This window comes from Mycobacterium kyorinense (assembly GCF_001672775.1).
GTDB lineage: Bacteria > Actinomycetota > Actinomycetes > Mycobacteriales > Mycobacteriaceae > Mycobacterium > Mycobacterium kyorinense_A.
In genome coordinates this window covers 43,896-60,934 of the sequence record NZ_LZKJ01000196.1, presented here as the reverse complement: position 1 = coordinate 60,934, position 17,039 = coordinate 43,896, and the positions used below count along the sequence as shown (strand labels likewise).

At 64.9% G+C, this 17,039-nt stretch carries 15 protein-coding genes and 1 pseudogene; 9 read left to right on the top strand and 7 right to left on the bottom strand.

Annotated elements, in window-relative coordinates; all coding sequences use genetic code 11:
• Window position 1: 1 nt before the first annotated feature.
• Genes A5707_RS20610 through A5707_RS20595 form a run of 4 tightly spaced genes read left to right on the top strand, consistent with a single transcriptional unit; the run spans window position 2 to window position 3,513 of the window.
• Entirely contained in the window at window positions 2-1,225 is a 1,224-nt protein-coding gene (locus A5707_RS20610; RefSeq protein ID WP_065016280.1) for a metal-dependent hydrolase family protein, read from the top strand.
• Window positions 1,209-1,631: a nuclear transport factor 2 family protein gene (locus tag A5707_RS20605; RefSeq protein WP_065016279.1), complete on the top strand. Its 423-nt coding sequence runs from the start codon at window positions 1,209-1,211 to the stop codon at window positions 1,629-1,631. Before A5707_RS20610 ends, A5707_RS20605 begins: the two co-directional genes overlap by 17 nt.
• Window positions 1,628-2,719 (top strand): acyl-CoA dehydrogenase family protein, encoded by a 1,092-nt coding sequence (locus A5707_RS20600; RefSeq protein ID WP_065016278.1) that lies wholly within the window; start codon window positions 1,628-1,630, stop codon window positions 2,717-2,719. The genes A5707_RS20605 and A5707_RS20600 overlap by 4 nt, the downstream gene beginning before the upstream one ends.
• Window positions 2,720-2,769: 50 nt before the next feature.
• The gene (locus A5707_RS20595; protein ID WP_065016300.1) at window positions 2,770-3,513 is read left to right on the top strand and encodes an acyl-CoA dehydrogenase family protein; all 744 of its coding nucleotides are present in this window, start codon (window positions 2,770-2,772) and stop codon (window positions 3,511-3,513) included.
• 110 nt (window positions 3,514-3,623) lie between these two features.
• Here the strand turns inward: A5707_RS20595 and A5707_RS20590 are convergent, their stop codons facing one another.
• Window positions 3,624-4,796 carry an acyl-CoA dehydrogenase family protein gene (locus A5707_RS20590; protein ID WP_065016277.1) on the bottom strand — a complete coding sequence of 391 codons (1,173 nt, stop codon included), beginning with the start codon at window positions 4,794-4,796 and terminating at the stop codon, window positions 3,624-3,626.
• Between the two features lie 197 nt (window positions 4,797-4,993).
• Here A5707_RS20590 and A5707_RS20585 point away from each other — a divergent pair, with 197 nt between their 5' ends.
• From A5707_RS20585 to A5707_RS20570, 5 genes and pseudogenes are all read left to right on the top strand, one after another.
• Window positions 4,994-5,650 (top strand): TetR/AcrR family transcriptional regulator, encoded by a 657-nt coding sequence (locus tag A5707_RS20585; protein WP_065016276.1) that lies wholly within the window; start codon window positions 4,994-4,996, stop codon window positions 5,648-5,650.
• A gap of 63 nt (window positions 5,651-5,713) precedes the next feature.
• Window positions 5,714-5,964, top strand: a pseudogene (locus A5707_RS24665) (acyl-CoA thioesterase II); the annotation flags it as partial.
• A gap of 241 nt (window positions 5,965-6,205) precedes the next feature.
• Complete coding sequence (locus tag A5707_RS20580; protein WP_065016275.1) at window positions 6,206-7,408, top strand: cytochrome P450; 1,203 nt, start codon at window positions 6,206-6,208, stop codon at window positions 7,406-7,408.
• Between the two features lie 45 nt (window positions 7,409-7,453).
• The gene (locus A5707_RS20575) at window positions 7,454-8,290 is read left to right on the top strand and encodes a mycofactocin-coupled SDR family oxidoreductase (RefSeq protein WP_065016299.1); all 837 of its coding nucleotides are present in this window, start codon (window positions 7,454-7,456) and stop codon (window positions 8,288-8,290) included.
• 52 nt (window positions 8,291-8,342) lie between these two features.
• Window positions 8,343-9,167 (top strand): SDR family NAD(P)-dependent oxidoreductase, encoded by an 825-nt coding sequence (locus A5707_RS20570; RefSeq protein WP_065016274.1) that lies wholly within the window; start codon window positions 8,343-8,345, stop codon window positions 9,165-9,167.
• A 59-nt stretch (window positions 9,168-9,226) separates the two neighbouring features.
• On the opposite strand, the gene A5707_RS20565 is transcribed toward A5707_RS20570, so the two are convergent.
• The 6 genes from A5707_RS20565 to A5707_RS20540 are packed head-to-tail and all read right to left on the bottom strand — an operon-like array spanning window position 9,227 to window position 16,984.
• Window positions 9,227-10,081 carry an LLM class F420-dependent oxidoreductase gene (locus tag A5707_RS20565; RefSeq protein WP_065016273.1) on the bottom strand — a complete coding sequence of 285 codons (855 nt, stop codon included), beginning with the start codon at window positions 10,079-10,081 and terminating at the stop codon, window positions 9,227-9,229.
• Window positions 10,078-12,504 carry a CaiB/BaiF CoA transferase family protein gene (locus A5707_RS20560; protein WP_065016272.1) on the bottom strand — a complete coding sequence of 809 codons (2,427 nt, stop codon included), beginning with the start codon at window positions 12,502-12,504 and terminating at the stop codon, window positions 10,078-10,080. The genes A5707_RS20565 and A5707_RS20560 overlap by 4 nt, the downstream gene beginning before the upstream one ends.
• A gap of 2 nt (window positions 12,505-12,506) precedes the next feature.
• Entirely contained in the window at window positions 12,507-13,457 is a 951-nt protein-coding gene (locus A5707_RS20555; RefSeq protein WP_065016271.1) for an enoyl-CoA hydratase/isomerase family protein, read from the bottom strand.
• On the bottom strand, window positions 13,450-14,580 hold the full coding sequence (locus A5707_RS20550) for a M24 family metallopeptidase (protein ID WP_065016270.1): 1,131 nt from the start codon (window positions 14,578-14,580) through the stop codon (window positions 13,450-13,452). Before A5707_RS20550 ends, A5707_RS20555 begins: the two co-directional genes overlap by 8 nt.
• The gene (locus A5707_RS20545) at window positions 14,570-15,793 is read right to left on the bottom strand and encodes a M24 family metallopeptidase (protein ID WP_197495393.1); all 1,224 of its coding nucleotides are present in this window, start codon (window positions 15,791-15,793) and stop codon (window positions 14,570-14,572) included. The genes A5707_RS20550 and A5707_RS20545 overlap by 11 nt, the downstream gene beginning before the upstream one ends.
• 21 nt (window positions 15,794-15,814) lie before the next feature.
• Window positions 15,815-16,984: an amidohydrolase family protein gene (locus A5707_RS20540; RefSeq protein WP_065016268.1), complete on the bottom strand. Its 1,170-nt coding sequence runs from the start codon at window positions 16,982-16,984 to the stop codon at window positions 15,815-15,817.
• Between the last annotated feature and the right edge of the window lie 55 nt (window positions 16,985-17,039).

The following is a 17,039-nucleotide window of genomic DNA, read 5'->3' as shown; positions in this document are numbered from 1 at the left end:
AGTGTTGACGCTCAAGGCCGCTGGGCTGCTTGACGTCGACGCCGGCGAGATCGTCCGTCCCGGCATTCTGCGGGTGGACGGCGACCGGATCGTCGGGGTCGGCGAATCGGCAGCGGGCACCGACGATGAGGTCCTCGACCTCGGCGAACAGATCCTGCTGCCGGGATTGATGGACATGGAGGTCAACCTCCTGATGGGCGGGCGCGGGGAGACCGGTCTGGCCTCCTCGGTCCAAGACGACCCGCCGACCCGGGTGCTGCGTGCGGTGGGCAACGCCCGTCGCACACTGCGGGCCGGCTTCACCACCGTGCGCAACCTCGGATTGTTCGTCAAGACCGGCGGATACCTGCTCGACGTCGCACTCGGCAACGCCATCGACGCCGGTTGGATCGACGGCCCGCGCATCGTGCCGGCCGGTCACGCCATCACTCCGACCGGCGGCCATCTGGACCCGACGATGTTCTCCGCGTTCGCCCCGGATCTGCTGCACCTGACCGTCGAGGAAGGCATCGCCAACGGCGTCGACGAGGTCCGCAAGGCCGTTCGGTACCAGATCAAGTACGGCGCTCAGCTGATCAAGGTGTGCTGCTCGGGCGGCGTGATGTCGCTGACCGGAGCGCCTGGCGCGCAACACTATTCGGACGAGGAGTTGCGGGCAATCGTCGACGAGGCGCACCGCCGGGGTTTGCGGGTCGCGGCCCACACCCATGGCGCCGAAGCAGTGCGGCACGCGGTTGCGGCGGGCATCGACTGCATCGAGCACGGCTTTCTGATGGACGACGAGGCGATCGCCGCGCTGGTCGACAACGACACATTTTTGGTGACCACCCGGCGCCTGGCCGATGCCATGGACGTCTCCAAGGCGCCCCCGGAGCTACAAGCCAAGGCCGCCGAGATGTTCCCGAAGGCCCGGACTTCGCTGCTGGCCGCCTATCACGCCGGCGTGAAGATCGCGGTCGGCACGGACGCGCCGGCAATCCCGCACGGCCGCAACGCAGACGAACTGGTCACGCTGGTCGAGTGGGGTATGGCGCCGCTTGCGGTGTTGCGGGCAGCCACCGTCACTGCGGCCGACCTGATCGACGTCACCGACCGTGGACGGCTGGCCGAGGGACTACTCGCCGACGTGATCGGCGTTCCCGGAGATCCGTTGTCCGACATCACCGTTACCCAGAACGTGCAGTTCGTCATGAAAGGCGGCAAGGTGTATGCCAACAAGAACTGACGACCTTGTCGAGATCCAGCAATTGCTGGCTCGGTATGCGGTGACCATCACGCAGGAGGACATCGACGGGCTGGTGGGCGTCTTCACGCCCGACGGTACCTACAGCGCATTCGGCGAAACCTATTCTCTGGACCGCTTTCCCGTCCTGGTCGACGCCGCGCCCAAAGGGCTGTTCCTGACCGCGACACCGGTCATCGAGTTGTCCGGCGACACCGCGACCGGCACCCAGCCGCTGTGTTTCATCGACCACGCCACGCACGACATGCGGATCGGCTATTACAACGACACGTACCTGCGTACCCCCGACGGCTGGCGGCTGAAGACCCGCGCGATGACCTTCATTCGCCGCAGCGGCACGCACGACTCGGGCCGCCCGCACGCAGTGGGACGCCCCTCATCGAAATGAAGGTCGAGCAGTTCCGGGCCGATCTGCGCGCCTGGCTCGACGACAACGACCTGACTCCGGGGCCGGAGCATTCACTCGAAGCTCACATGCGGCAGCTCGCTCGAGTCCATGCCGCACTCTATGACGCCGATTGGATGCGATACGGGTGGCCCATCGAGGTCGGCGGATTAGGCGGTCCCGCAATGCTTCGCGCGATCGTCGGTGAAGAGGTCGTCGGTCGGGGACTCGCCGAACCGGGACCGTACTCGATGGTCGAGGTGCTGGCCCCGACAATGATCGACTATGCACCGGCCGACCTCGCCACCGAAATGGTGCCGCGGCTGCTGTCCGGCCGGGAGCAATGGTGTCAGGGCTTTTCCGAACCCGGATCCGGTAGCGATCTGGCGTCGCTGTCCACCCGCGCTGCCCCCAAGGGCGACGACTGGGTCGTCAACGGGCAGAAAGTCTGGACCAGCTTCGCGCAGTATTCGACGCGCTGTGTCCTGCTCACCCGCACCGCGCCCGGACACCACGGCATCACGGCGTTCTTCGTCGACATGGATACCCCGGGGATCACCGTGCGGCCGCTGCGCACCATGCACGGGGTCGACGAGTTCTGCGAGGTGTACTTCGACGACGTCGTGATCCCCGGCAACCGGATGCTGGGGAATCCGGGTGACGGCTGGCGATTGGCGATGGATCTGCTGCCCTACGAGCGCTCCACCTGCTTTTGGCAGCGGATCGCTTACCTGTATTCGCGATTCGACCGACTCATCTCCCAGGCGACCGATCCGGACGACTCCGCTTTGGGCTCGGCATATCTGGCGTTGCACACGCTGCGCTGCCGCTCGCGCGCCACCCAGCATCGGTTGGCCGAGGACCAGACGCGGCTGGGACCAGAGACCTCGATCGACAAAGTGTTGCTGGCCACCGCCGAACAGCGGCTATACGACACTGCGCGAGACCTGCTGCCCGGCGTCATCGAGCTCGACGAGTCAGACTGGCGCACCGAATTCCTGTATTCACGCGCGGCGACCATCTATGGCGGAACCGCCGAGATTCAACGCAACATCATCGCCCGCCGGCTTCTGGACTTGGGCAAGGAGTGAGCGTGGACACCGACTCGCTGGAGCTGATAGAAGACGCGCTCCGCAAGACCATGACCGCGATCACCGGCCAGCAGCTCGATGTGGCGCTCGCAGACCTGGGGTGGCTGGACATGCTCGACGAAACACCTGATCTTGCAGTCTCTTTGGTGTTCCGGCTCCTTGGCGAAACCGGAGCGCATGCACCCATTCTCAACGACGTCGTGTTGCGCTCGGCCGGTCATGACGGCGGCGGCACCGTGGCGCTGCCCTACGCGGGCGGATGTTGGGTCCGCTGGGAACGGACCGCCCAAGCGAGCTCGACGCTGGGTGAAGAACTACCGATACACCGTGTGGCCGAAGGGCATCCGGTGCCGCTGGCCGCCGGGCGGCGCGCGGTCGCCTGGTGGCTGGTCGGATCTAGTCGGGCGATGTTATCGCTGGCCCGTCAACACGCCCTGGACCGCGTGCAGTTCGGCCGGCCCGTCGCGTCGTTCCAGGCGATCCGGCATCGGCTCGCCGAAACGCTCGTCGCGATCGAGGGCGCGGAAGCCACTTTGCACGCCGACGCAGCCGAGCCAGACGGTTTTGGCGCGCTGTTGGCCAAGGCCGCGGCCGGTCAAGCGGCGCTGACCACCGCGCGGCACTGCCAACAGGTACTCGGCGGTATCGGCTTCACCGCCGAACACGAGCTGCATCGCCACGTGAAGCGCACGCTGGTCTTGGACGGAATGCTCGGCAGCACACGGGAACTCACCCGCGAGGCCGGTGCCATCCTACGGACGAAGGGTTTCGCCCCGCGGCTGGCACACCTCTAACTCTTTTGCGCGAGCGTGCGTGTCCCCGGCCGACACGCCGTCTCAATTGCCGGATTTGCGCACGCTCGTGCGGGGTGACCCCCTCGTGCGGGGTGACCCGCTCGTGCGGGTTATCGCGGCAGACCCAAAACCCGCTGCGCGATGATGTTGCGCTGAATCTCCGAGGTACCGCCGGCGATGGTCCCGGCAAAGCTACGGAAGTAGCGATCGAACCAACTGCCGTAATGGGCATCCAAATTCAGCGGTGCGAACGGACCGGTGACGTCGGGGTGCAGCAGACCGTCAGCCGCCGCAGCATTAAGCGCGTGCTCGGATGCGGCCTGCACTGCCTCTGACCCCAGCAACTTGAGCACCGACAGACCCGGTACATCCTCCTCGCCGCGGTCCGCGCGGGCCAGTGCGGCGGAGCCGAGCAGGCGCAGCGCCTCAGAATCCATTAGCAGGGTGGCGTAGTGGTCGCGCTGCAGCGGATCCGACGGACGGTAATCGACGATCAGTTCTCGTAGCCGATCTGCGTATCCCAGCCACAGCATCGTGCGTTCGTGGCCCAGCGAGCCATTCGCCACCCGCCACCCCTGATTGAGCGGGCCCACCAGGTTGTCGACCGGCACCCTTGCGTCGTTGAAGAAGACCTCGTTGAAATCCAAGTCATCGCGATACGATGCCGACGCGAACGGCCGGCGAGTCACGCCCGGAGTGTCGGTAGGGATCAGCAACACGCTGATTCCCTTGTGTTTTGGCGCATCAGGGTCGGTGCGCACGAATGTCAGCAGCACGTCGGCGTCGTGGGCGCCGGACGTCCACACCTTCTGCCCGTTGACCACGAAGTGGTCCCCGTCCAGTACCGCGCGAGTCCGCAACGAGGCCAGATCGGAGCCCGCGCCCGGTTCGCTCATTCCCAACGATGCCGTGATGTCGGCCCGCAGAATCGGCACCGCCCAGCGCTGCTTCTGCTCGTCGGTTCCGAATGACAACACCGACGCGGCGATGATGCCGACACCCTGCGGATTGAAGCTTTGATAGACGCGTCGCCGCGACAACTCTTCGAGGTGAACGTATTGCTGCAGGACGGTGGCGTTGCGCCCGCCGAACTCCGGTGGGTTACCCGGAAGCAGCCAGCCATGCTCGAACAGCAGCCGCTGCCATCGGCGTGCCCAGTCCGGTACGTGCGACGACGAGTGGGGCCGCTCGCCGGCTTGGGCCTCGTCGGGCAAGTGCTCGTCCAGAAAGGCCACAAATTCGGAGCGGAACTCTTCCACGTCGGCATCAAAAGTCAGCTGCACGGGTACTCCTCGGCGTCGGCGCCCGCAGTTCCACATTTGTACTTCCGTGAGCACTGCAAAGAGAATAGTATTCTCGTGGTGAGAAAGTTACAATCTCTGACACGTCGTCCGTGAGGGGGTGCGAGACACCGATGGCACGGCGTTCTCCGGTACAGTCCAACCATGTTCTCCCCTCACGGCAACCGTCCGAGCCGTCGGTGACGAGTCCGAGCGAAGAGCCGGCCTGGAAGCAGCGGGCGGTCGAGCGGTCGATCAAAACCGCGAAACTGCGCGCGGCCCAGCGCGTTCAGCGCTTCCTGGATGCCGCCCAGGCAATCATCATCGAAAAGGGCAGCACGGACTTTACCGTCCAAGAGGTTGTCGACCGCTCCCGCCAGTCGCTGCGCAGCTTCTACCTGCAGTTCGACGGCAAGCACGAGTTGTTGCTTGCCCTGTTCGAGGACGCGTTGAGTCGGTCTGCTGACCAGATCCGCGCCGCCACGGCCAGCCACTCCGATCCGCTCGAGCGGCTGAAGGTCGCCGTCGAGCTGCTCTTCGAGGCATCCCGTCCTGATCCCGCTGCTAAAAGGCCGCTGTTCACCGACTTTGCACCAAGGTTGCTGGTCTCCCATCCAGCCGAGGTCAAGGTCGCTCATGCCCCGCTGGTGGCGTTGCTGACCGAACTGATGGAAGAGGCGGCCGCCGCCGGGCAACTGCGCACCGGCGTCCCGCCCCGGCGGATGGCCGCGATGACGATGCAGACGGTGATGTTCATCGCACAGTCGAGCGGCGGTTCGGACGACGCGACCGTGCATCCGATCACCGCCGACGAGGTATGGGACTTCTGCTCACGGGGATTCGCAGCCGAGAATTAGGTTACCCCGAGTCGAGAGCCCGACTTACACTCACGGCATGCCCGATCTGTGGACGGGCTTGCTCAGCTCAGGCTGATCGGGACGGCGCTGCGCCCGCTCGATGGATTCGACCAACGCGGCAACGGGACGGTGTTCACCTCCGCGGTGACCAGCCATACCTTGCCCGTTCCGCACCGACGACTGGCTCCTGCCCTCGGCAGCACAGGCCGGTGTTGGCGCACGGCCGGTGCTTTGGGCGCGGCGACGTGCTGGGTGCAGACGGCTCGCTTGTCGCTTCCTACGCGCAGGAGGCCCTGCTGCGCTTCAGCCAGTGACGCCTGGCGCCGAATGCATTGGGGGCCAAGCCCACTGACCCGTCCAGCGCGCAACAGCAGCAATTGCAGTGTTCGAATATCGCACCAACGACCGTCGATCAAGAATTGGATTCTCTGAACCAGAGAATTCCAGATGTCGGAAATGGATTCGAGATTGACACTGATAGCGGCTGATGACAGAGTTCAGGGGCGACAGGATGCAAGATCCCGTGAGAACACGGTTCCGTGAGAGGCGATATCCGTGACAGTCAGTGCCGCCAGTGACGTCTACTACGACCCGTACAACCCTGAGCTCAATGCGGATCCCTACGGAATGTTCCGTCGGCTGCGTGAAGAATCGCCGTTGTACTACAACTCCGAGCACGACTTCTATGCGCTGAGCAGATTCGCCGACGTCGACCGCGCTCTGGTGGACTACCAGACCTTCAGCTCGGCCCGCGGGGCCATCCTGGAATTGATCAAGAGCAACATGGAAATGCCTTCTGGCGTTTTGATTTTCGAAGACCCCCCGGTGCACGACGTCCACCGCAAGCTGCTGGCGCGGATGTTCACGCCTCGTAAGATCAACGAATTGGAAAACAAGATCCGAGACTTCTGTGCTCGCTGTTTGGATCCGCTGATCGGAGCCGAGCGGTTCGACTTCGTCGCCGATCTCGGGGCCCAGATGCCGATGCGGGTGATCGGAATGCTTTTGGGCATCCCAGAAGACGACCAGGAGGCGATTCGGGACCGCTCGAATGCCACCATGCGCACCGAGGTCGGCCAACCGATGACCATCGCCTCGGACGGCTTCGACACCGGTGAGGCTTTCGCTCAGTACATCGACTGGCGGGCGGAGCACCCGTCCGACGACATCATGACCGAATTGCTCAACGTCGAGTTCGAAGATGAGACCGGCACTACCCGCCGACTCACCCGCGACGAACTGCTCATATATGTCAACGTGGTGGCCGGGGCCGGCAATGAGACCACCACCCGGCTGATCGGCTGGACCGGCAAAGTCCTTGCGGAGCATCCGGACCAGCGTCGCCAACTTGTCGAGGACAATTCGTTGATTCCACGGGCGATCGAAGAACTGTTGCGCTACGAGCCGCCGGCGCCGCACGTCGCACGGTATGTGACCCGCGATGTCGAGTTCTACGGCCAGACGGTGCCCGAGGGCAGCGTGATGATGATGCTGATCGGGGCGGCCAACCGCGACCACCGTCAATTCCCCCCGGACGGTGACGTTTTCGACATCCACCGGGAAGCTCGTCAGCACTTGGCCTTCAGTGTCGGCACGCACTACTGCCTTGGCTCGGCGCTGGCTCGGCTCGAAGGGCGGATCGCGCTGGAGGAGATCCTCAAGCGCTTCCCGGAGTGGGACGTCGACCTGACCAACGCCACGTTGTCTCCGACCTCCACGGTGCGGGGATGGGAAGCAATGCCGGCTGTGATCCGCTGACTGGCACCATATTTGAGTTAAACGTCAACAGAAATCGAGGTAATGATGTCGGGACGGGTCGAAGGCAAGGTCGCCTTCATCAGCGGTGCGGCGCGCGGTCAAGGTCGGGCGCATGCGGTGCGACTGGCGCAGGAAGGCGCCGACATCATCGCGGTCGACATCTGCAAGCAGATCGACAGCGTTCAGATCCCCCTGTCCACGCCCGAGGATCTGGCCGAGACCGCGGATCTTGTCAAAGGCCACAACCGCCGCGTCTACACCGCCGAAGTCGACGTCCGTGACTACGATGCGCTGAAAGCCGCCGTCGATACCGGTGTGGAGCAGCTGGGCCGGCTGGACATCATCGTCGCCAATGCCGGTATCGGCAACGGTGGAGCCACGTTGGACAAGACCAGCGAGCGCGACTGGACAGACATGATCGACGTCAATCTCAGCGGTGTGTGGAAAACTGTGAAAGCCGGTGTGCCGCATATCCTTGCGGGCGGGCGCGGCGGATCGATCATCTTGACGAGCTCCGTCGGCGGACTGAAAGCATACCCGCACACCGGCCACTACGTGGCCGCCAAGCACGGTGTGGTGGGGCTGATGCGGACGTTCGCAGTCGAGTTGGGCCAGCACATGATTCGAGTCAACTCAGTGCATCCCACCAACGTGAACACGCCATTGTTCCTTAACGAGGGGACGATGAAACTCTTCCGGCCGGATCTGGAGAATCCGGGCCCCGATGACATGAAGGTCGTCGCGCAGATGATGCACACCTTGCCGGTCGGCTGGGTCGAGCCCGAGGACATCGCCAACGCGGTGCTGTTCCTGGCATCCGACGAATCCCGCTACATCACCGGCGTGCCCCTTCCCGTCGACGCTGGCAGCTGCCTGAAGTAAGAGCTCCAGCTCAAGCGACGCGCTGCCATCCGGCATCGGTTAACGTTTCGCCATGGATGGTTTCGAAGGTCGGGGCGCGGTCATCACGGGCGGCGCAAGTGGCATCGGTTTCGCCACCGCCAGCGAGCTTGCCCGACGCGGTGCGGCGGTCGTGTTGGGCGATGTCGAAGGTCCTGCACTCGAGCAAGCTGTCGCGCGACTGCGCGCCGAAGGCCTCGACGCGCACGGCGTGGTCTGCGATGTCCGCCACCTCGACGACGTTATCCACCTGGCCGACGAGGCGTTTCGTCTGCTCGGACGCGTCCACGTGGTCTTCAACAACGCCGGCGTCGCGGTCGCCGGGCCGATCGCGCAGATGTCGCACGACGACTGGCGCTGGGTGATCGACGTCGACTTGTGGGGCCCGATCCACGGCGTCGAAGCATTCCTGCCCCGGCTCCTCGAACAGGGGGAAGGCGGCCACATGGTGTTCACCTCGTCGTTCGCCGGCTTGGTCTCGAACGTCGGCCTCGGGCCGTATTCGGTCGCCAAATATGGCGTGGTCGCGCTCGCCGAGGCGTTGGCCCGCGAGGCCAAGGCGAACGATATCGGGGTGTCGGTGCTGTGCCCGATGCTCGTCGGAACCAATATCGGCGACTCGGAACGCAACCGCAGCACTGATTACGGTGGCCCGGTACGTCAGGCGGTTCCGACCCCGGATACCGCCGGCGAGGGCGTCCTTGACGCCGATGCGGTCGCCGGGCTGACGGTGGAAGCGATACTGGCCAACCGGCTTTACGTCCTACCGCACCAGGCGTCGCGGGGTTCGATCCGGCGCCGGTTCGAGCGGATCGACCGCACTTTCGACGAGCAGGCCGCCCACGGGTGGGACTACTAAGCGGGCCCCAGCGTGGGCTCATCGGTGCTGGATGTCGGACGGACTGATTGCCACGGAACCTAGCCTGCCGCCCCGGCTTTCTGGAAGTATTGATCGGCGAAACGAGCAATACCCTCGAGTGCGTCGCGGGTGCGTTGCCACGGCGCAACGATGAGCCGGTCGATACCGGCGTCAGCAGCGCGCGAGATATCGTCGGCCGACGAGATCGGCACGGATGTGGTGACTTGTGGTGTGCCGCTGCGGCCATACTCGGCCCACAGCCCGGTGAGTATGCGCACCGACTCCGGTATCCGGTCCACGGTGTGGTTCATCGGCAGCCAGCCATCGCCCAGCTGTGCGACCCGACGCAACGCGGCCTTGCCATCACCACCGACGTGCACCGGCGGACCGCCCGGCTGCACGGGCTTGGGCTCGAACATGACTTCACCGAATTCGAAGAAACGGCCGTGGTATTCAACACTGGGTTGGCTCCACAACGCCCGGCATACCTGTAATGCCTCGTCGACCCGGGGACCGCGGCTGTCGAAGTCCAGACCGACCGCCTCCCACTCTTCGCGCAGCCAACTCGCGCCGATACCGAAGTCGAAACGACCGCCCGACACGATGTCCAGGGTCGCAGCGGCGCGTGCGCTGACGAAGGGGTGGCGCAGGCCGATGTTGTAGACATAGGTGCCCAAGCGGATGGTTTCGGTCTGACCGGCCAGAAACGACAGGTAGTTCAGCGCGTCGAAAATCGGTGTCTGCGGCGGAACCGGTGGATGGGCATCACCCCGGTGCGGACTACCGCTCATCGCGACCGGGAACACCAGGTGCTCGGGAAGCCAGACCGACTCGAAGCCCAATGCCTCGGCCTGCTTGGTCAGCTCAGGCCACAGGCCTGGATGGGCACGCGCCAGCGGAATACCGAACTTCATTGGGCTTTGGCCTTTCTCGCGACACCCGGGGCCCAGCCGATTACGCCGTCGGCCTCCAGCTCGGCGATCTCGGACTCGGTGAGCCCGAGTTCGCCGAGGAGTTCGTGATTATGCTGCCCGAGCAGCGGCGCGGGTCGCTGATGGAAGCGCTGCGGTCCACGGGAGAAGCGCGCCGGCACGGTGCTGTGTGGGACCGACTCGTTGACCGGGTGACCGACGCTTTCGAAGAAGCCGCGAAATGCCAGCTGCGGCAACTCGGTTTGCCGGTGTGGCTGCATGACCTTCGCCACCGGGACGCCGGCCTCCCACAGGCAATTCACGATCTCCTCGCCGCTGCGCTGCTGACACCAGGAACTGAGCTGCTCGTCGATCAGGTCATGGCGTTGCCGCCGCCCGGCGGCATCCGTCAATGCCGGATCCATCGCCCACGCCGGCCGGCCCAGCGCGTCACGCAGGCCCGTCCACTGTTCGTCGGTTGCCACCGCGACCGCGACCCAGCTGTCGAGGCGGCCGAATTCGTCGACATCGGCGGTGCGGTAGAGGTTTTGCGGCGCCGCCGTAGGCCCGCGGTTACCGGCTCGTTCCAGCAGAGCCCCGTAGGCGCTGTATTCGACGACCTGTTCGGCGGCGACGTTGATCGCGGCATCGACCATGGCGGCTTCCACCAGCACTCCCTGGCCGGTTCGGCGTCGGTGTTCCAGCGCGAGCAGGAGCGCGTTGACCGCATGCACTCCGGCGTTGGGGTCACCCACCGAATACGGGTCATACGGATTGCGGTCGGGATAGCCGGTGAGCCAACTCAACCCGGACGCCGCCTCGATCACGTAGGCGAAGGCCGGATTGTCGCGCCAAGGACCGTCGAGCCCGAAGCCGGGCATCCTCAGCAGGATCGCATCAGGCTGTATCGCCTGCACGGCAGCGAAATCCACGCCGATTTGTTCGAGCACCCGGGGCGTGAAGTTCTCGACGATCACGTCAGATCTCGCAATGAATCGGCGCAGCAGATCCCGTCCGGCGGCCGACTGCAGATCGAGCGTCAAGCCCTTCTTGTTGGTGTTGAGACCGGAAAAGATCGGTGAGCGCTCCCACCATTGGTCTTCGGTGACCGGCACCCCGGCGATCAGGCGGGTGCCGTCCGGCCGGCCGGTGGACTCCACATGGATGACCTCGGCGCCGAACAACGCGAGAAAGTGCGTGCAGCAGGGGCCCGCCCAGAACGTCGTCATGTCCAACACGCGCAAGCCGTTGAACGGCAACCGGTCCGCGGCGCTGCGCGCGGCCGGTCGGGCGGGTGGCCGGGCCTGCCGGTAGCGGTCGGTATGTTCGCCGAGTCGCGGGGCGGGTCGTGGTGCCGGCAGCAACGAGGGCTGCATGCGGTAGGGAGGGCCGGGCTGGCAGAAGCCGTCGCGAGGATTGGTGACGAACGACCGGCGCTGCTGGAAATGGTCCAATCCGGTGATGTTGGCGCCGTTGGCCACTGGGGCGTTGGGAACGCGGAAGGCGGTGGCGAGGTCGCGAATCTCCGCGACCGTGTGCTCCTCGAACCAGGCATAGATGTCGTCGGCCTTCGCGTTGGCCTGCTCGGTGATCGTCAGCGGCGATTCCTCGTCGATCCAGTCCTGGTGACCGGTCATCGCGCACAGATCGAACCACTGCTGGGCCGTTCCGCAGCCGACGTCGATGAGGCCGTCCGTGGCCCGCGCGATCCCCGGGACGGTGAGCCGGCGAGCGTCGCGCCATGGCCGGCCAAGCATCTCGAAATAGCTCACCGGGTAATACGTGAGTCCCAGGATTTGGGTTTCCAGCATCGACAGATCGACGAGTTCACCGGCGCCGCTGTCGATTTGACGCAGTCGCGATGCCAGGGTGATCGCACTGGCAAACGCCCCGGCCACGTATTCTCCGACCTGGCCGCCCACGAATACCGGTGCTCGATCTGCCGATCCGCGACCGAGTCCGACGATGCCACCCGACCAGGCCTGCAGGGTGAATTCAGTCGCCGGCCGGTCCCGCCACGGCCCTGTCAAACCGAACGGCGTGATCGCGGTGACGATCAGATGCGGGTGAACGCGGTGGATTTCGGCAGGGGCCAACGACTGGTGCTCGGCAACCGCCGAGCCGCGCGACCACACCACCGCGTCGGCAGACTCCAGCAGATCGTTGACGAACGCGACATCGCTTTCGGGATCGGCGACCACGCTGTGCTTGGAGCAGGACAAAAAGCTGAACAGCGCTCCGTCGCTGCCGGATTCGATGGCCGAACCAGACGCAGACCACCGCCGAAGCGGATCCCCTTTCGGCGGCTCGACTTTGATCACCCGGGCACCGCCGTCGGCCAGGAGTTTGGTGCAGTAGGCGCCGGCGATGCCGGTGGAGAGGTCGACGACGGTGTAGCCGTCCAACGGGCCGTGCAGCGGCTCCACGGTTACCGGTTTTTCTCGCGAGTGGACTTGCTCAACCGGAACTCAGGCGGAAACTTGCTGTCGTTGTCCTTGACCGCGTCGCTCAGTCCGCTGCCGATGGCGTCGTCGAGCATCAGATTGTCGCCATCGGGAGCCGCACTGCCGCCCGTCGATTCGAACAAACCGGTCAGCAGACTGCCGAGATATTCGCCCTGGTACTGCTTGACCACCTCGAAGAAGACCTTCTGCATGAAGATGGTGTCGGTGGGGCGGTTACGTGCGCACGCCAGCGCGTACTTGTCGACCTCGGCCTCCAGTTGATCCCGCGGCACGACCTTGTTCAAGAAGTTGCAATGGAACATCTCATCGGCGGTGAAAGGCCTTCCGGTGAAGACCATTTCCTGAAAAGTCCGCAGGCCCATGGTCTGCACCCAGGTCCACATTCGCGGGCCCCAGCCGTAGTAGCGGAACGACGGGTGGCCGAACAGCGCATCGTCGGAAGCGATCACCAGGTCAGCGTCGGCGGCCTGGTAGAAGTGCCAGCCATAGCAATATCCCTTGGCTTCGACGATGCTGATCTTCTTGAACTCCTGCAGCGCGCGATTGCCGGCCTGCGCGTTGGCGTACCACTGGCTGATCGTCGCGCCGTGACGAAACGATCCTTTGGGCGGATACTGAATGCCGTCGTCGTCCAGCCTCAGTTCGGCCAGCCGGGCCTCCGGTGAATCCCGGCCTTCCATGAACTCGGGAAGATCGGCGCCGCTGCCGAGGTCGTCGCCGACGCCTCGGATCACGACCACCTTGACGTCGTCGTCGACGGTGGCGCCGCGCAGCAGATCGGCGTAGCGAAGCCGTGCCGCGGTGGTGGGCGCGTTGAGAAACTCGGGCCGGTTGAACGTGATCGTCGCGATCTTGGTCTGCGGGTCCTTCGCGTAGAGGATGAGCTCCTCAGGCGGCGGGGGTTTGTCAGGCATGGACGACGCCTTGCCACGACGGACTTGTGGTCAGCAACTCGGGCCCGTCCGCGGTGATCAGCACCGCCTCTCGACCGAACACCGCGCCGACGCCCCGCTGCCAGACGTAACCGGTGACTGCGAGCACCATGCCCGGCTCCAACTGTTCCTCGGCGGCAGTGGCCGGCAGATGCGCCGACACCACCGGCGGGTCAAAACCCAGTCCCAACCCGCGTGCCACCGGCATCGGCGGCAGCGGCTCACCCGCAGCGTGGTAGGCGGTCAGCAGTTCAGCAGCCGGGGCGGCGGGCTGACAGGCCTCATAAAGCCTGTCCCACAGCAACTCCCAGCGCCGGTAGAGATCGGCAGCCCCGTCGAGTTCCCCGACCGGCCAGCTGCGGCCGACTTCGCCGGCATAACCGCCGGCCAGCACGCCCGCCGACAGCGCCACCAGGTCACCGGCCGCGACCCGTCCATCGTCGCTGCCCCGCCGCCACGGGTGATCGCGCGAAGTCACCCATGCCACATCCTGGGTGGCCGGCGTGCTCACCCCGCCCGCAGCCATGGCCTCCAGCAGGACGCCGGCCAGGGTCTTCTCGCTGATCCCGGGCCGCAATTCGGCAACCGCTGCGGCCAGCCCGTTCTCAGCCACCCGGATGGACTCCCGCAGCGCCGCCACCTCTTCGGTTGTTTTGATACGCCGGGCGGCTCGCATCGCCAGCTCCCCGTCGACCAGCTCGGCGTTGGGAAAAGCTACCGGCAGCAGCTGCGCAAAACCGGGGGAAAGCGCGTCGGTGCCAACACGTTTCGCGGTGACCGCGCCCTCGATGCCTTGCAGCACCGAGATGGTGTTCATCGGGTTCCAGGCGATACCGTAGAGGTTCTCATGCGGGATGTCCTCGGGAACGCCCTCGTCCCAGGTGCTGAGCAGGTGGATGGCCCCGGTTTCCGCTACGACGACACAGGTCGGACCGAACGGCCGGGTGCCCGCCACCCATAGCTGCGGCGCACCAGACACGTAGCGCACGTTGGCCTGCCGACCGAGGACCAGGATGTCGAGGTCGTGGGCCGCCATTTGGGCCAGTGCGCGCTCGCGGCGCCCGGAGCGCAGCGCGCGATCGTCGGGCAGAACTTCAGTAGCCATAAGGGTCATAGGGGTAGTCGGTCAACGGGATCCAGCCTTCCTCGGTGATGACGATGATCTCTTCGCTGCGATAGCCGCCGGTGCCGTCCGCCCACACCACCGGCTCCAAGACCAGCACCATCCCGGGTTCGAAAACAAAGTTCTCGTCAAACTCGTCGCCGAGATCCGTTCCGATCATTGGTGTTTCGGCAGCGTTCACGCCAATACCGTGACCCAGATAGAAATGCGGCAGCCACGGGCGGGCACCGCCGTTGGCTTTCGTCGCGGCCCTGCCCAACTCTGCGGCGGTGGCGCCCGCACGCGTGGCGCCCAGCACCGCGGTCATGATCTCCCGCCACCGGTCGAACTGTGCCTGCTGCCGCGGTGTGGGATCCTGGCCCACCACCCAGGTTCGGCCGAAATCCGAGCAGTAGCCGGCGTAGGTGATGCTGACGTCGGTCCACAACACGTCGCCGGCAACCAGTTCGCGCTCGGTCGTCAGCAGCGGCAATGCCAGATCGCCGTGGGTGGTCCACACGCCGTCGGCCTTGTTCTTCGGCATCACCTGCCAGATCGGTTCGAGCATGCTGGCCATTGCGCCCAACTCGAACGCGCGACGCAAAAACCCGGCCGACAAATCGATCTGGCGAATCCCGGGGGCAAGTGCTGCTTGCACGCCGACCATGGCCTGGTCAGTGATCCGGCACGCGGTGCGGATACAGGCCAGCTCGTCGGGAGTCTTGATGAGCTTGGCGGCGCCAATTATCTGGGCGGCATCAACAGGCCGGCCGGCCCGGAACAGCTGGTGCTGGGCTCGCCGCATCGCTCCGGTGAACTCGTCGACCGCGACGACGGCTTCGGCGGGAACCAACTCGGCGACTACCCGTGCGAAGTTCTCCACGCCCTCGTCGAACTCCAGGTAGACCGGTCCGTGCAGATGGTCGGCGGGCAGTCCCGATTCCGATGCCGTGCCTTCACGGAACGGCAGGAACAAATGTGGCCAGGGATCGTCGGCACTCACCACCGCCACCGGACGTTCGACATAGGACAACCCGGCATCGCCCAGTGGCCAGCTCGCTCCGGTAGCGTAGACGACGTTGTTGTTACCCAGCAGAATCAACGCGTCGACTCCGCGGTCCGCCATCGCCGAACGTAGCCGCGCACCGGTCTCCGAGCGCATCCGGTCAAGGTCCGGGATGTCGGGGATCTCAATCGCAGACGACGGTGCCTGCATGAACGTAGTCACCAAACTGCCTTACAGTCCGAGGAATTGGGTGATGTTGCCGCTCACAATCTGCGTGGCCGCCTCTGGGCCGACCGCTTCGACGACTGCAGCCAGTGACTTCTCGGAATAGCCGTAGGTGCTTTCGTTGTGCGGGTAGTCGCTCGACCACATCACCTTGTCGACGCCGATCTTGTCGATCAACTGCAGCCCCAGCGGGTCCACCATGAACGACGCGCTCATGTGCTTGTCCCAGTAGTACCGGACGTCGTGTTCGAGAGGCCGGTTGAACATGTGCTGATAGGACGCGACGAGATGCTCGGCGTCCTGCAATGCCCATGGCACCCAGGCGATCCCGCCCTCGAACCAGCCGATCCGCAGCTTCGGGTGCCGGTCGAGGATGCCGGAGAAGATGTACTTGGCGAACGTTTCCCGGAATCCGTCGATGTTGATCATCATGCCCACCACCACGCTGTTGAATTCGCATGGGGTTTTGGGCGGTGTCTCGCCGATGTGGTGGGTGACCGGCAGGCCGGCTTCTTCGATCTCGTCCCACACCGGGCTCATCGCATCACTGGCGTAGTCGATGATACTGCCCTCGTCGTCCTTGCCCGGGTTCAGCGGAAGCAGGAATGTTCTGAGGCCAAGCGATTTCAACTCCGAAAGCGTCCGCCGCGCGCCTTCCGGGTCCCACCAATTGATCAGTCCGGCACCATAGAAGTGGCCACCTGATCGCTCCTGCAACTCCGCAATGTATTCGTTGTAGATGCGGAACGCGAGTTCGCGAAGCGTTTTGTCCGGGTAGTGGAACAGCGCCAGAATCGCGTTGGGGAACGCCAGCTCTTTGTCGACGCCATCATCGCGCAACTCTTGGATTCGCGCCTCGATGTTGGTGCTTCCGGCCCCTGGCAGGTCGTCATACTGCATCAGCACCGCGCTGAAGTCACCGGGCAGGAACGACTGCCCTTTGCGGCCGACCTGGTAGGCCCCGTCCTCGTACCAGATTCGCGGCGCCTTGTCTTTGAGGTCATCCGGAAAACGCTCGTAGAAGATGTCCTCGGCAAGCGAAATGTGGTTGTCCGCAGAGAAAACTACGGTGCCTTCGGGCAATCCGGTGCTTTTGACATCAGCGTGGCCCCGTCGATCCTTGGGTGCGCCGTATCCGCCGGGCGGGTAGAGCGAGAGGGTGGACTGGCTGGACATCGTTGATCCTCCCATCGGATCGGCTTGGTTTTCACGGGTAGTCATCTAGGGGTGG

What these genes read in the sequence shown, in the direction of transcription:
- A5707_RS20605 (WP_065016279.1), top strand. Translation starts at nt 1,209, where the DNA reads ATGCCAACAAGAACTGACGACCTTGTCGAGATCCAGCAATTGCTGGCT.
- A5707_RS20600 (WP_065016278.1), top strand. Translation starts at nt 1,628, where the DNA reads ATGAAGGTCGAGCAGTTCCGGGCCGATCTGCGCGCCTGGCTCGACGAC.
- A5707_RS20595 (WP_065016300.1), top strand. Translation starts at nt 2,770, where the DNA reads ATGACCGCGATCACCGGCCAGCAGCTCGATGTGGCGCTCGCAGACCTG.
- A5707_RS20575 (WP_065016299.1), top strand. Translation starts at nt 7,454, where the DNA reads ATGTCGGGACGGGTCGAAGGCAAGGTCGCCTTCATCAGCGGTGCGGCG.
- A5707_RS20570 (WP_065016274.1), top strand. Translation starts at nt 8,343, where the DNA reads ATGGATGGTTTCGAAGGTCGGGGCGCGGTCATCACGGGCGGCGCAAGT.
- A5707_RS20565 (WP_065016273.1), bottom strand. Translation starts at nt 10,081, where the DNA reads ATGAAGTTCGGTATTCCGCTGGCGCGTGCCCATCCAGGCCTGTGGCCT.
- A5707_RS20555 (WP_065016271.1), bottom strand. Translation starts at nt 13,457, where the DNA reads ATGCCTGACAAACCCCCGCCGCCTGAGGAGCTCATCCTCTACGCGAAG.
- A5707_RS20550 (WP_065016270.1), bottom strand. Translation starts at nt 14,580, where the DNA reads ATGGCTACTGAAGTTCTGCCCGACGATCGCGCGCTGCGCTCCGGGCGC.
- A5707_RS20545 (WP_197495393.1), bottom strand. Translation starts at nt 15,793, where the DNA reads ATGCAGGCACCGTCGTCTGCGATTGAGATCCCCGACATCCCGGACCTT.
- A5707_RS20540 (WP_065016268.1), bottom strand. Translation starts at nt 16,984, where the DNA reads ATGTCCAGCCAGTCCACCCTCTCGCTCTACCCGCCCGGCGGATACGGC.